The following is a 14,727-nucleotide window of genomic DNA, read 5'->3' as shown; positions in this document are numbered from 1 at the left end:
ATGGACCTAACCAATTCAACCGTGACACCAACCGCTAGCGACGCCGTGAAGCCGGCGCCGCGGCGGATGCGGCGCTATGCGGTGCGGTTCTCGTTGGTCCTGGGGTTGTACTTGCTGATCGCGTATTTGCTGGTGCCGCTGGCGTGGCAGCATTACGAGCATCAGCCCAACCTGGCAGATGCTCCCAAGATCACGCACACGCACACCGGCATTCCGGGCGATCCGCTGAACGTCGGTTTGGTCGGAACAAAAGAGGAAGTGGTACGAGCCGTGATCGCTGCCGGCTGGCATCCGGCCGACGCGATCACGATGCGCTCGAGCATGCATATCGCCGAGAGCGTGGTGCTGGATCGAAAATACGAGGATGCCCCGGTCAGCAGCCTGTACGTGTGGGGCCGCAAGCAGGATTTGGCTTTCGAGCAGTTGGTGGGCAAAAGTGCCAAGGAACGCCATCATGTGCGGTTCTGGCTAAGTGACCAGACGAGCGACGACGGGCGGCCGATTTGGCTGGGGGCCGGCACGTTCGATCGGAGCGTGGGAATCAGCCATCGCACGGGTCAGGTCACGCACCACATCGATCCGGACGTCGACGCCGAGCGCGATCATGTACTCGAAAGTCTCGCCAACGCCCACGAGTTGCAGCGTACGTTCCAGGTCACCGGAGTGGGACCCACCCTTAACGGGCGCAACGGCGGGGGAGACCGCTATTACACTGATGGCGAAGTCACGATCGGCGTCATTAGCCCGAGCAATGAGATCACAAACGCGGCGCCGGTGGTCGAGCCCAATCCGCCAGCCGTGGCAGCCAAGAATCGTTTCTGGACCTGGCTACGCGGCTGGTTGAAATGAGGACCGTTTTATCTCAGCGTCCGACCGTGATCACGACCACCGCGATGCAAACGACGAAGAGCCACGCGAGGAACGGCAGAAACATGCCGAATACCGCCAGAATGTTCGTGCCGCCCCGGCGCGCAAGTACCAACATTCGCTCGTCATGATCGTGGCCTTGATCCTGGGCTTTCGAGATCGCGCGTAAAGCCCGGGACAGGTACCACGCGTTGGCGTATCGACCACAAATGAAGCCAATCGCCAGCCGACCGATCGCCAGCGGAGTTCGTTGCGTTCCCAGGATGCCCATAAACACTACGATCGCGATCGATGAAATGGCCAGGTTGGCCATATACACGAGCACAGCCTGGCGATACAGCTTGCGATAAGAGAACCAGAAGGTGGGAAACAAAAATGCGGCCCAGTTGATGCGGATTTCGGACGCAGCATTGCGCAGACGCCCGTCCCATGCCTTCAGGTAGTAGTCAGCGCTGGGGCCGACGAAGGCCCGCAACTCTTCGATGACGGACGCGGGAAGGGCCACCGGCGCCTCGACAGGTAACGACTCGACCGGCAACGAAGCGGCACCAGAGCGAAACGGGTTTTCGATGTCGTTAATTTCTGCGAGATGAGCCATCTTTTTTCTCTCTACCCCGGTGGAAAATGCGAGAACCCGATCGAGCGGATGCCGTAACGAAAATATAGTTTGCAAAAGCGGAGCATCGCAGAATAACGGCGGTGCCGGATCGCGCAATTAGGCGGGCCACAAGGCCCATGGCAACGCGCGGCGTCTTCGTATCAACGACACGCGGGCCGACAGATGCGCTCCAAGGCGTTCGCGCATGTTGACCGATGCGCGCGCCAGCGATGTCTACCGTGGCGACAAACGCCGGCGGTAGTCTCGCAACCAGTCGTCCATCTGCGCGGCCAGCGAAAATTGTCCCTGGGCGCGGGCCATGTTGGCGGCTTTTTGGGCGCTGGCGATGGCATCTTCCGAGCGGCCCAACTGGGCATAGGCCGTGGCCAGGTTGGCAAAAGCCGTCGGTTCGGGCTTGAGCTGCGCGGCCGCTTCGAACTGTTCAAGCCCTGCGGCGGTTCGATCGGCGGCGAACAGGGCGATGCCCAGGTTGCTGTGTGCTTCGGCATAGTCGGGGCGCAGTTGCAGGGCTTGCTGGAAATGTTTGATTGCCTCTTCGGTCTCGCCGCGACCGCTCTGCAGCACGCCCCAGTTATTATGCGCTTCGACGAAATCGGGCCGGGCGCGGAGGGCCTCGGCGTAATGCCTGGCGGCTTCATCCGGTTGACCGCTCTTGGCCAACTCGGCACCAAGATTCAGATGCGCCTCGGCAAAATCTGGATCGAGCCGGACGGCTTCGGCGAGTGCCTTGATCGCCGGTTGAGATTCACCCAACCCTGCCAGCGCATGCCCGAGATTGGCATGCACCTCGGCCACGCGTGGCTTGCGCTCCAGGGCCTGCCGGTAGTGCGCGATGGCATCCTGCGGATGTCCCTCTTGAGCGAGCAGGTGGCCCAGATTGATGTGCGCATCCGCAAATCGTGGGTCTAGTGCCAGCGCCTTTTCGAATTCAATCGTGGCTTGTTCCGGCCGATCGAGCTTGACTAGTGCCACACCGATGTTGCTTTGGGCCTCGACGTAGTCGGGCTTGAGTTGCAAGGCACGCTCGTAGTGCGGAAGTGCCTCGTCGGGCCGATCGGCATTCACTAACTCGACGCCGAGATTATTTTGCACACGCGCATCGTCGGGCTGATAGAGGGCGGCGTCCTGCCATAATCCGACGGCGTCGTTATAAACCATGACGCGCTGCGCGCTGACCCAGCCCAGCGGTACGGCGCAGAGCACGACGACGATGGCTAGAACCGCGGCCCATTGCCAGCGAAATGCGGCATCGTCTTCCGCGGACCACAACGACTTTTGCGCTCTTTGTAATAACAGATACACACAGGCTAGCAGCCAGGCCATGATCGCGGCCAAGGGCAAATACATGCGCCGCTCGGCGGCCACTTCGGTCACGATCGGCACTACCAGCGTCGGGGAGAGAATCAATAGCACCCAGGCGCCGACAAATCCCGTCGCTGTGCGACGCCACACCAAGGCGGCCGTTGCGACGATGAATGCGCCGGCAATCACCACCCACGGCCACGCCGCCTGAACCGAATCCAGGTAGGGAAGCTCGTAGTGAATCACCAATGGCCAGGGCCAAAATATGAGCTGGAAATAGTAGCAAAGCACCCTGGTCTGCGTCAGCCACCAGGCGTAGGCCGACACACCAAGATGGAACCCGGCCGACTCGGCTCTCGGCCCGTGCAAGTTCAAGGCGACGAGCAAACACCAGCCCGCACCCAAACCAAAATAGAGCGGCCAAGAGTCTTCGAGCGCGCGTCGGAACGACCCCGCGATAAAAGTGCGCTCGAAGAGCCATATCACCAGCGGCGCAGTGACCATGACCTCTTTGCACGCCATGCCCAGCAGGCAGGCCACGGTTGCGACGGCGAGCCATACTCGTCGTTCGCCGCGACTTGGCGACTCCCAAAACCGCAATGCGGCGTATAACGTCGCCAAGTAGAAAAAGCCCAGCATTAGCTCGGTGCGCTGGGTGATATATTCGACTGCTTCGGTGACCAGGGGGTGGACGGCCCACAGCACCGCCGCGCCCAGCGCCAGTGGCTCGGCCGCGCCGGCGAATCGATCGGCAAAGAATTCCAGCCGTAGCGTTCGCCGCAGGATGGCCCACAGCAACATGGCCGATAGCGCGTGGATTACAATGTTCGCGAAGTGATACCCCGTCGGATCGAGCCCGCCGAAGTGGTAGTTGACGGCGAAGGACAGGTTTACCAAGGGGCGGCCGGCGGTGCTAATATCCCGCGGTGGGGCCAGGGGGCCGGGGCGGTCCTCGTCTCCGATAAGCGGCCAGATGTGTTCTATCGAGGCATTGTCGATGATCGATAATTTATCGTCGAAAATAAAGGGAGCCCTCACGCCCGGCACATACACGAGCGCCACCACGGCGATCAGCAGGGGGATCGCCAGCAGCGAGTACGTTACGTGGTGATGCGGCGTTTTGAGCGATACCATTTGGTAACCGACCTGCGTCCTTTGCGGTAACACATTTTAGGGAATCGTGGATCGCGATGGCTACGGCAAGGCGAACGATGCTATCCGCCGGCATTGAGACCATGCGCTCAGGCGACTCTCCCATGCGTCACGTTCTTATGGTTACGGCCCACAGATCACGACGGCGGGGCGCGTGCCTGACATGCGCCATTTTGCTTTCAATGTTCTTGGCGTGTTACGCGCACGCACGCGATCCGGGCCAGCCGGCGCAACCCGTGGTTGCCCGGAACGGCATGGTCGTTTCGGTCTCGCCGGAAGCGAGTGACGTGGGGCGGGTCGTACTCGAACGCGGTGGCAATGCGGTCGATGCGTCAGTGGCTGTGGCCTTGGCACTGGCGGTCACTTACCCCGAGGCCGGCAATATTGGGGGCGGCGGCTTCATGCTGGTTTGGCCCGGTGCGGGGGAGCAACCGGTCTGCATCGACTATCGCGAGACGGCGCCGGCTGCCGCCACGCCAGATATGTTCGTCGCTGATAGGGCCCCCTATACGCACAAGGCAGTAGGCGTGCCCGGCACGCTGCGCGGGCTCGAGTTGGCACATCGCCGCTGGGGGAAGCTTCCATGGCGAGACCTCGTGGCACCGGCCATTGCGTTGGCCGCCGATGGCTTTGCCATTGATCGCAATATCGCCGAGGAACTGACAAAGACCGCCGCCAAACCGACGACCAGCACCGAGTTTCGCCACGTGTTCAGCAAGCCCGATGGCACAGCGTGGCAAGCCGGCGACCGATTGGTGCAGGCCGAGTTGGCTGCCACGTTGCGATTGATTGCCGCCGAAGGGGCCGACGCGTTTTATCGCGGCGTCGTGGCCGATCAGATCGTGGCCGAGATGCGCGCCGGCGGCGGCTTGATCTCGGCCGCCGACCTGGCCACCTACGAGGCCAAGGCCCGCACGCCGATTCATGGCACCTATCGCGGATTCGACGTTTTCGGTCCGCCGCCGCCCAGTTCCGGCGGCATTTGCCTGGTCGAGATGCTCAATATCTTGGAAAACTTCGATCTTCCATCGCAGGACCGTTTCGCGCCACGCACCGTACATCTGATGATCGAAGCCATGCGGCGGGCGTATTGCGATCGCGCGCGGTATCTGGGGGATGCCGACTTTGTCAATATACCGACGAGGCTGACGAGCAAGGACTACGCGCGCCAGCTGGCAGCCGGTATCGACCTGAATCACGCTACTCCGAGCGCCGCGCTAGCGCCCGAATTATCGCTCACTGTCGAGGGAGAGAGTACAACCCATTTTTCGATCGTCGACGCGCAGCGGATGGCGGTTGCCAACACCTACACGCTGCAGGAGAGCTTCGGCGCGAGAATCGTCGTCCGTGGCGCGGGCTTTCTCTTGAACAACGAGATGACCGACTTCAACGCGCGGCCGGGGCACACGGATCGCCGTGGAGCGATCGGCACGCCGGCCAACGTGATCGCGCCAGGGAAGCGGATGCTCAGCTCGCAATCGCCGACGATCGTCGCGCGCGAAGGCCGGCTGCGGCTAGTAACCGGATCGCCCGGCGGTCGCACGATTCCCAACACCGTACTTTGCGTGCTATTGAATGCACTCGATTTCCAGATGGATGTGCAGGCGGCGGTCGACGCCCCGCGTCTGCACCACCAATGGCTGCCCGAGCGCGTCACGTTCGAATTGGCGGACGAGCCGAACAATCAGCCCTTGGTGCGCGAGCTTCGCGCGCTCGGGCATGTCGTTGTGGCCAAACCGCGCGAGCAGGGAGATGCGCACACGATTTACGTCCGCGGCGAAGTGCTCGAGGGCGCGGCCGACACCCGGCAGGCTGTGGGTAAGGCAGCCGGGTACTAGAGGTTGGTTCCGACTTTGTCGCGCCGTGGGAGCGGTCGCTACGTAGGTATGGTGTACGACTGAGCGCACTTTGCATGCCCACGCTCGACGCGTGGGCATGGCACCCGACTACCGGCCACATCCTCGCGCATGTGGATTCGGCTGATCGTTATGCGGATTCGAGCCAGGCCTTGGCGTCTGCGATCTTGGTGTGATCGAAATACATGATCGTGGCCGAGGTGAACGGCTTACAGAATGCCGCCATTCCTTGTTCCCATTTCGTCTCGCCGACAATTGCCAATCGTTCGATGTCGCGGAAATGCTTTACATCGAACTTGATGTCTTCCCACAAGGCCGAGACGTCCCAACCGTGGAAATCGTGCAATTCGAGTAGAATGCGGATCTTGCCGTTCGCCTTGATCAGTCGCTCGACTTCGGGCACGAATTTTTCGTAATCGGCCTTGCTGAGCTTTCCGCTGATGCGCACGACGAGAGCTTTGGCGGCCGACTCTTCACGAACTTCGACTGTCATGGCAATTTCCTCAGATCCTGGTTCAACATGCCTGAAGTTTTTGGCATTTTTCTTCATGCCGGTGCCGTCAGCGTATCACATTCCGGGCTGCCCCTGAATCGGCCGCGCGAAAAAATCCGTGAGGTCGCCTTATCCGTCCTGTGGCCGATACCATTTGCCGAGGTTCCCCCAAGTCTCGTAGAATCCGCCCATGCCCGTCGCACACATTCCGACAACGACTGATATTTCTGGCGAGTTGGTCTTTCTGGGTACCGGTACGTCCGTGGGTGTGCCGGTTGTCGGATGCGGCTGCGATACCTGTCGCAGTTCGGATCCGAGAAACAAACGCACGCGTTGCGGCCTGGCGCTCGGATTGCCCGAAGGGATATTGCTTGTCGATACGCCGACGGACCTACGGACTCAGCTGTTGCGCGAAGGACTCGGTCTGGTCCACTCGGTGCTCTATACGCACGAGCATGCGGATCACCTGTTTGGGCTGGATGACGTGCGGCTGTTTCCCTATTACTTGGGGCACAGACTGCCGCTGTATTGCGAAGAAGCGGTCGAATCGCGGATCCGCAAATCCTTCGACTACGCGTTTGCGGCCGAAGGAGCCCCGCACCCCGGCGGCATTCCGCTGCTCGAAATCCGTCGCATTACGACCGAGCCTTTTGATCTGCTGGGTGTACGAGTGGTGCCGATTCGCCTATTGCACGGCCGATTCGAGGTGCTGGGCTTCCGCTTCGGCAATGTGGCCTACTGCACCGACACGAACAAAATCCCCGAAGCCAGCTGGCCGTTGCTCGCGGGGCTCGACGTTTTGATCCTGGACTGCCTGCGCCCGAAGCCGCATGCCACCCATTTTGGCTTTGACGAGGCCGTGGCCGTGGCACAACGACTGCAACCGAAGCAAACCTACTTCACGCACCTCTCTCACGACTTGGAGCACGAGGCCACGAATGCCCTTTTGCCGTCTGGCATGCAGCTAGCCTACGATGGACTACGTATTCCGTTGACTTAGTGTCGGGCGTCGATCACCCAGTTTCAATGAAAAAATTGCGATCTTGCTGACGAAGCACGAATGAACACACCTGGCAAAGAGGAACTGCTCGCGCGGCTGCGTCCTATCGGACAGGGGCACTTGCTGCGCTTTTGGGACGACCTGAATCAAGCAGAACGCGCCGAACTCGTGCGGCAGATCGACGGAATCGATTTTGCACAAATCGCCGAACTCGTCGCGCAGGCCCGCAGCGCGGCGCGGCCAGCCTCGCAGGATCACTCCGACCGGGCCCGGCGGGCCGAGCCGCCGCCGGCCATTCGACTGGCCGACCAGACGCCGGGGCCCGAAACGACGCGCGCCATCGAGCGCGGCAAGGCGGCCCTGCGCGCAGGAAAAATTGGCGTCGTGCTCGTGGCGGGAGGGCAGGGGACCCGGCTGGGCTTCGATCACCCCAAGGGGCTGTACCCGATCGGACCCTTGTCGCAAGCCTCGCTCTTTCAGATTCATTTCGAAAAAGTGCAAGCTATCCGGCACCGCTTCGGCGTCGACGTTCCGTTGTACGTAATGACCAGTCCGGCGACCCACGAGGAAACGATCGCGGCCCTCGAAAAGCACAACCGTTTTGGGATGCCGCAAAAAGATGTCGTGGTATTTTGCCAGGGTTCGATGCCGGCAGTCGACGCACAAACCGGGCGATTGCTGCTGGCCGAGCGCGGGAGTCTCTTTGAAAGCCCCGATGGGCATGGTGGTATGTTGCGGGCACTTGACCGTGGAGGCCTGCTGGCCGACATGCATCGCCGCGGGCTGGAGCAACTCTTTTATTATCAGGTCGACAATCCACTAGTCGTCGTCTGCGACCCGCTGTTGATCGGCCACCATCTGGAGGCCAAAGCCGAGGTCTCGACACAAGTAGTAGCCAAGCAACAACCGCTTGATCGTGTCGGGAATGTGGCGACGGTCGATGGCAAGGTGCAGATCATCGAATACAGCGATCTGCCAGACGAAGTGGCCGAACTCCGCCAGCCCGACGGCTCGCTCAAGTTGTGGGCCGGCAATATCGCGGTGCATATGTTCGACGTGGCGTTTCTCGCGCGAATGAGCACCGGCGGCGGCCAGTTGCCGTTCCATTTTGCCCACAAGAAAGTGCCGTATGTCGACGAAGGCGGCCGGTCGGTGGAGCCCGACAAGCCGAACGCGATCAAGTTCGAGCAGTTCATTTTCGACCTGCTACCGGCGGCCGAGCAGTCGTTGGTCGTCGAGGTGGACGAGCAGGCTGTGTTCGCGCCGCTGAAGAACGGTCCCGGCGCGGATCGCGATTCACCGGAAACTGTGCGAGCGCAGATGATGAAGCTGCACCGCCAGTGGTTGTGCGACGCGGGGGCGACGGTCGCTGATGGCGTTAAGATCGAGATCAGTCCGCTGTTTGCCCTCGACGCGGTCGAAGCGGTAGAGAAGGTCAAACCCGGATTGACCATCACGGCGGACCGTTATTTTCAGTGATTGCGACCATGGATGTGCCCGTGAATTTGAACTGCGACTTTGGATGTCGTGGGCGGTTTTTAATTCCTCAGTGAGACAGCTCGATGTTGCACGCCCTGGTAATGGCTGGTGGGTCTGGTACACGGTTTTGGCCCGTTAGCCGTGAAGCAACGCCGAAACAGATGTTAAAGCTACTGGGTGATCGGTCGTTGTTGCAGGCGACGCTCGATCGGCTGGGAGATCTGGTGCCGCCCGAACGGCGCTTGATTGCGACCTCGGCGGTACTGGCCGACGCGGTGCGCGAGCAGTTGCCAGAATTGCCCTCAGCGGCGGTGCTGGCCGAACCCTGCAAGCGCGACACGGCGCCGTGCATCGGGCTGGCGGCCCTGCTCATAGCGCAGCACGATCCCCAGGGCACGATGCTGGTGTTGCCGGCCGATCATGTGATCCGCGACGCGGCGGCGTTTCAGAATGCGGTCAGGCAAGCGGTTGCGCTCGTCGAAAATGCGCCCAACCGGCTGGTGACGTTTGGCATTCGTCCTTCGTATCCCGCCGAAAGTTTTGGATATCTCGAGCGCGGCGCGCCGTTGGACATGGGACCGAGTGCCGCGGCAAAGAACGCTCCTTGTTCCGCCTATCGTGTGTCGCGCTTTCGCGAGAAGCCTCAGGCCGACGTGGCTCGGCAATATGTCGATTCGGGTAACTTCTATTGGAACTCGGGCATTTTCGTGTGGCGCGCGGCGACCATTGTCGATGCGCTCGCGCAGCATCAGCCCGAGATGATGGCGCACTTGCGGACGATCGCAGCGGCTTTTGGCACGCCGAAGTTCACGGAAATCTTCGCGCGCGACTTTGCGGCGATTCGAGGGATTTCCATCGACTTCGCCGTTATGGAGCACGCTGACGATGTGGTGTTGATCGAAGCTCCGTTTGATTGGGACGACTTGGGGAGTTGGCAAGCCCTGTCGCGCCAGCGCGGCCAGGATCCACAGGGCAACACGGTCGTCGGCCGGCATCTGGGCCTGAATACCAAGGGGTCGATCGTCTATGGCGGCGGTCCTAACGACCACTTGATCGTGACCGTGGGGGTCGAGGATTTGATCATCGTTCACACACCCGACGCCACATTGGTGGCCAACCGCCGCGATGAGGAATCCCTGCGCCAGGTGGTCAAGGAATTGGCCCAACGCGGCTGGAACGTACACCTATAATTGGGCTGTGCCGCTACGATCGCGCAGCTATCTAACTCTCCATTTCTGTGACAGCAACCAGACCATCATCCGACGCCGTGCCGGGCCGCGTTGCCGGCATCGATTACGGTACTGTGCGCCTAGGGATTGCGATTTCCGATGCCCGGCGGACGCTGGCCAGTCCCTTCGATAACTACACCCGGCGCAGTCCGCAGGCCGATGCAGAGTATCTGCGTCGACTGCTAACCGAAGAGCGTGTTACGCTTGTCGTGGTAGGGTTGCCGATACACGTCGACGGGCGCGAAAGTCAGAAATCGCGCGAGGCGAGGAAATTTGGCCAGTGGCTCTCGGAGATCACGGGCTTGCCCGTTGAGTTTTTTGACGAGCGCTTTACCACCGCCGAAGCCCAACAGTTCTTGGGCGCGGCCGAAATGACAAAGAAACAGCGCAAGGCACGGCTCGACAAACTTGCCGCGCAGATTCTGCTTGCAGGCTATCTCGAATCTGGCGGCGCAACAACGACGCCAACTGGATTGGATGATTGAAGAAGATTATGGCTGACAACCACCAAGAACAGCATCGGGATACGTTGCGGCCGCTACCGCCGCGCGCCCACGCGGGACCGAAGCTGGTCGTAGGCTGTGGCTATTTAGGGCGGCGTGTCGCCGAGCGGTGGCGAGCGGCGAGTCACGAGGTCTACGCGATCACACGTTCGCGCAAGCATGGGGAGGAATTCGCGCAGGCCGGCATTCGGCCGATCGTGGCCGACGTCATGCGATTGGAAACGCTAACGAGCGTGCCCGCGGCGGCCACAGTACTGTACGCTGTCGGCTACGATCGCACGCAATCCCGCGGCATCGAAGAGGTCTACCTGCGTGGGCTGGTCAATGTCTTGAATGCACTGCCGTCAGGCACCGGACGGGTGATCTATGTAAGTTCGACGGGCGTCTACGGCGACCGGGGGGGCGAGTGGATCGACGAGCATACACCGTGCTTTCCGGATCGTACGGGGGGCAAGGCATGCCTGGCTGCTGAGGAGGCATTGCTCGCGCATCCACGCGGTGCCGATTCGATCATTCTGCGAATGGCAGGTATTTACGGTCCTGGTCGGATTCCCAGCCGGGACGCGCTCGAGGCGGGCCGGACGATCGCCGCGCCGGCAAAGGGGTGGCTCAATCTGATTCACGTCGACGATGCGGCCAGCGTCGTCCTCGCCGCTGAGCAAGCCCTACATGGACACCGTTACTACCTGGTTTCGGACGGCTGCCCCATCAACCGCCGCGAGTACTATGCCGAGCTAGCGCGGTTACTCGACGCGCCAAAGCCCCGCTTCCTGTCTCCGGACGCGACGCTTCCCTCGGCAGTACGGGCCACAAGCGACAAACGGGTCAGCAATGCCCGGCTGGTTCGCGAGTTGCGCGTGCAGCTGGCCTATCCCTCTTATCGCGAGGGGCTGGCCGCGATCATCAACGGCGGTTGAGCGAATTCGGCACAAAAGCGGGCCGGCCGCATGACATTTCCCGTGGAATTCCCGCGCACTACTGCGGGCCGCACGGCGAGTGTCCTGGAGCTTTTCGGCCAGCTTGCTAAAATCGGGTGCGATTGCCTTAGGCCTACCTGCCGGCTGTGCCTGGCGACCAAAGGAACCAAGCGATGTTAGAACGGAAGCCCGTTTTTCCCCATGTCATCGAGATGAACTACCAGGCCGGTGCGCGCCTGGGGTGCAACGTTTATCTGGTCTACGACGAGGGCGAGTGGCTGCTGATCGATGTCGGTTTCGACGAAACGGTCGACGAGATCGTGGAAATCATCCGCCAGCTCGATTTCCCGTTGTCGAACTGCAAAACCGTTATTGCTACCCACGCCGACGTGGATCACATCCAGGGACTGGCCAAGGTCAAGCAGTTGCTGAAAACGACCGTCACCGGCCACCATTTGGCCGCGGACGCGTTGGCGACGGGCGACCCGATCAAGACGTTCGCCCGCATCGACGCCCAGGACATCCATCTCGAGATGCCGCCGGTGAAGCTGGACGCACTCGTTGACGATGGCGATGTTATCCCAGTCGGCAAGCTCAAGCTTGAGGTCTGGCATACCCCGGGGCATACCGACAGCCAGCTTTCGTTCCGGCTGGGAAATCTGCTCTTCAGCGGCGACAACATTTATCGCGACGGCTGCGTGGGGGCCATCGATGCGCATCACGGCAGCGACATTCCGGCATTCCTCCAGTCGCTAAAACGCATTCGTGCGAGCGACGTCGAATGGCTGTTGCCCAGCCACGGCCCGATCTTCCGCAAGAACAATGCTCAGCTCGATCAAACGATCGCCCGGCTGGAGGGTTACTTGCATATGGCCGACTTTGGCACGTGTGCCGTCGATTGGCCGTTGATGGACGAATGGGACCAGGAATTGGCCGAGGGGCGCATGCCCCAGGAAGAGTCGGCCCCGGAATCGGCCGCACGGCGGTAAATAGCATCGCCTCGCCAGCGCCGCCGGCAATGCCTGCGCCGCGGGTCCAACAGTCTGCCTTTTATCTAAGCCACTTTGCGGCGGGTAGCTTGGACCTCTCATAAGGCTGGGCAAAGTGCACGTTCGATCCGAATACAGTGGGTGATCGCCCGCGATGGACAAGCGTGCGCAGCTGCGGACAGTGCGGTGAAAGTGTGTCGCCGGCGCGACCGACGTCACGTTGCGAGTGCCCTGCGCGCCCGCAAAGTTTGCCGAGCTTTTCCGGCTTCGCTGTAAATCGATGACCTTACCGGCTTTAGCGAATATTCCCTCAATGCGGCCTGTAATGGCAGCCGATTGTCACTCATACAAACCCAGGCACATGTGCCGGCAACACAAAGGCTCCGCTTACGAGCCAGCCGGCATTCGTCGTGGGTGAGGGGGGATTCACGATGATTCGTCGCTGTTTGCTAGCGGTGCTCTGCGCGCTGGCACTGTGCTGCGCCCTGGCCACCTCGGCCGACGCCCAGGAGCAGGCGTACGGCCGGCAGTGGGCCCGCAGCTACAACACCCAGGATTGGGACCGCTTCTACCACTACCCGTATGTGTGGTACCCGCAGAACTTCTGGAGCGCGGACTATTACCGCAGCTCGGAGAGCCTGTACTACCGCTATCCGCCAGAGATGCGGGTGCCGGTGTACAACAAGCGCTGGCACAACGAATTCCCCATGACCCGCAAATATCATTGGGGTCATCACTTCATCCTGGATCAGTTCTAGGAAACGCAGAGCGATGAATGCGGGACGATGAATGGTGCTCGGCGGAACAGGGCCCAGGCCGCCGAGCCGCTGACTGGATCAGCCATCATTTATCATTTTGCATTCATCGTTTCTGAGAGGAACCGATACAGCACCTCGCTGGCTTGCGAGAGTTCGTCCAGCGACAGCCATTCGTCGGCCGTGTGGGCCTGGGCGATCGAGCCAGGCCCGAAGACCACGCTCGGCACGCCCGCCGCAGCGATCGTGGCCGCATCCGTGCCGAAGGGGACGCCAATCTCGGCCGCCTGACCATGTACGGTGCGGGCGGCCGCGACCAACTGGCTGGCCAGTTGTTTGTTGGGTCCGTCGTTCAAAGAGCGTCCTTCGAGGTACGGTCTTTCGTGCTCGACAAATGTTCCTAGCTCGGTCCGATGCGCGACGTAATCGATCACCTGCCGATAGGCCGCTTCGCCGTCCTCGCCAGGGATGATGCGGCGATCGATTTCGATCGTGGCCCGCGCCGGCACGGTGTTTACGCTCAGACCGCCGCCGATTACGCCCACGCTCAGGCTGGCACGCCCGCACAGCGGGTGCGCCGGGAGCGAGGCGGGCACATCGCGGGCGTAGCTTTCTAGCGCGGCCACGACGCGGGCCATTTTGTAAATTGCGTTGTCGCCCAGCTGCGGTTGCGAGCTGTGCGCCGCGCGGCCATGCGTGTGGCATCGCCAGCGCACCGCTCCCTTGTGCGCGACGACGACGTCCAGATTCGTGGGCTCGGCAATCACCGCGGCATCGGGCACGCGCGGGATGATCGAGTCTGCGCTGGACGAAGTCCACAGCCGGGTTAGCGCCGAAGCGCCGCTGTAACCGTGCTCTTCGTTCACCGTACAGGCCATGATGACAGTCGGCCGTCGGCGTGGGGCATCGCTCATCAGTCGTGCCAGGGCGCCGAGCATGGCAGTCATACCCCCCTTGATGTCACACGAGCCGCGGCCGTAAAGCCGGCCGTCGCGGACTGTGGGCCGCCAAGGGTCGATTGTCATGCCGTCGACAGGCACGGTGTCCTGGTGGGCTTCGAAAAGAATGACTTTTCCGCCAGCGGCCGGCGCAGGATCTCCGTCGAAGCGCGCGATAATGTTGTCGCGCTTGGTATCGACTGTCTGCCGTTGCCATGGAAGCGACCACCGCTCGAACAATTGCTGCAGCCAGTCGGTTACGCGGTACTCGAAATACTCCGGACCGGAAACGGCGCGCCCCATGGGATTCACGCTGGGAATCGCGACCAACTGACTTAGCGTGTCGACCAGATCAAGTGCCATGACAGAGAACTGCGCGCGGTAGGCCGCCGGGCGTTGCGCCTCGGCATGCGGAGTGGTGGGAATGTGCCCGCGAAACGAACTGTCCGCCAGCGTCGGCTATTCTACTGCTGTCAAACGGCAAGCGTCAGCCGGAAGTGCCAAGAAACGTCCATAACGGCAAGGATTTTGCTTTTGCTTGCCACGTCCATGTGCAGCCCGCCCTGGCAGTACCGAACTTGCATCGTATGCGGGGCGTGAGTACGATTTGGTCAGCTTTGGTCCTCTG

The 14,727-nt window shown here is 61.4% G+C and carries 13 protein-coding genes; 9 read left to right on the top strand and 4 right to left on the bottom strand.

Annotated elements, in window-relative coordinates; genetic code table 11:
• The first annotated feature begins 21 nt into the window (after positions 1-21).
• On the top strand, positions 22-849 hold the full coding sequence (locus tag VGG64_20015) for an LssY C-terminal domain-containing protein (GenBank protein HEY1601899.1): 828 nt from the start codon (positions 22-24) through the stop codon (positions 847-849).
• A gap of 13 nt (positions 850-862) precedes the next feature.
• Here the strand turns inward: VGG64_20015 and VGG64_20010 are convergent, their stop codons facing one another.
• Entirely contained in the window at positions 863-1,465 is a 603-nt protein-coding gene (locus VGG64_20010) for a DUF2628 domain-containing protein (GenBank protein HEY1601898.1), read from the bottom strand.
• Positions 1,466-1,699: 234 nt separating this feature from the next.
• Positions 1,700-3,922: a tetratricopeptide repeat protein gene (locus tag VGG64_20005; protein ID HEY1601897.1), complete on the bottom strand. Its 2,223-nt coding sequence runs from the start codon at positions 3,920-3,922 to the stop codon at positions 1,700-1,702.
• 272 nt (positions 3,923-4,194) lie between these two features.
• Between VGG64_20005 and ggt the strand changes: the two genes are divergently transcribed.
• Positions 4,195-5,778, top strand: a complete 1,584-nt coding sequence (gene ggt, locus VGG64_20000; protein ID HEY1601896.1) for a gamma-glutamyltransferase — start codon at positions 4,195-4,197, stop codon at positions 5,776-5,778.
• Between the two features lie 148 nt (positions 5,779-5,926).
• Here ggt and VGG64_19995 read toward each other — a convergent pair whose 3' ends face one another.
• Entirely contained in the window at positions 5,927-6,289 is a 363-nt protein-coding gene (locus VGG64_19995; protein HEY1601895.1) for an STAS/SEC14 domain-containing protein, read from the bottom strand.
• Positions 6,290-6,479: 190 nt separating this feature from the next.
• Between VGG64_19995 and VGG64_19990 the strand changes: the two genes are divergently transcribed.
• The 7 genes from VGG64_19990 (at position 6,480) to VGG64_19960 (ending at position 13,164) form a co-directional block, all read left to right on the top strand.
• Complete coding sequence (locus VGG64_19990) at positions 6,480-7,289, top strand: MBL fold metallo-hydrolase (protein HEY1601894.1); 810 nt, start codon at positions 6,480-6,482, stop codon at positions 7,287-7,289.
• A gap of 60 nt (positions 7,290-7,349) precedes the next feature.
• The gene (locus VGG64_19985) at positions 7,350-8,768 is read left to right on the top strand and encodes a UDPGP type 1 family protein (GenBank protein ID HEY1601893.1); all 1,419 of its coding nucleotides are present in this window, start codon (positions 7,350-7,352) and stop codon (positions 8,766-8,768) included.
• 83 nt (positions 8,769-8,851) lie between these two features.
• Complete coding sequence (locus VGG64_19980) at positions 8,852-9,958, top strand: mannose-1-phosphate guanylyltransferase (GenBank protein HEY1601892.1); 1,107 nt, start codon at positions 8,852-8,854, stop codon at positions 9,956-9,958.
• A gap of 47 nt (positions 9,959-10,005) precedes the next feature.
• Positions 10,006-10,482, top strand: coding sequence for a Holliday junction resolvase RuvX (gene ruvX / locus VGG64_19975; GenBank protein ID HEY1601891.1), 477 nt, complete (start codon positions 10,006-10,008; stop codon positions 10,480-10,482).
• An 8-nt stretch (positions 10,483-10,490) separates the two neighbouring features.
• On the top strand, positions 10,491-11,417 hold the full coding sequence (locus tag VGG64_19970) for an SDR family oxidoreductase (GenBank protein HEY1601890.1): 927 nt from the start codon (positions 10,491-10,493) through the stop codon (positions 11,415-11,417).
• A 173-nt stretch (positions 11,418-11,590) separates the two neighbouring features.
• Positions 11,591-12,406, top strand: a complete 816-nt coding sequence (locus VGG64_19965; protein HEY1601889.1) for an MBL fold metallo-hydrolase — start codon at positions 11,591-11,593, stop codon at positions 12,404-12,406.
• Positions 12,407-12,837: 431 nt separating this feature from the next.
• Complete coding sequence (locus VGG64_19960) at positions 12,838-13,164, top strand: calmodulin-binding protein (protein HEY1601888.1); 327 nt, start codon at positions 12,838-12,840, stop codon at positions 13,162-13,164.
• Between the two features lie 92 nt (positions 13,165-13,256).
• On the opposite strand, the gene VGG64_19955 is transcribed toward VGG64_19960, so the two are convergent.
• Positions 13,257-14,462 carry a M20 family metallopeptidase gene (locus VGG64_19955; GenBank protein HEY1601887.1) on the bottom strand — a complete coding sequence of 402 codons (1,206 nt, stop codon included), beginning with the start codon at positions 14,460-14,462 and terminating at the stop codon, positions 13,257-13,259.
• Positions 14,463-14,727 lie beyond the last annotated feature (265 nt).

This window comes from Pirellulales bacterium (genome assembly GCA_036490175.1).
Classification (GTDB): domain Bacteria; phylum Planctomycetota; class Planctomycetia; order Pirellulales; family JACPPG01; genus JACPPG01.
The sequence above is the reverse complement of the archived record's forward strand: the minus strand, read 5'-3'. Positions and strand labels throughout refer to the sequence as shown.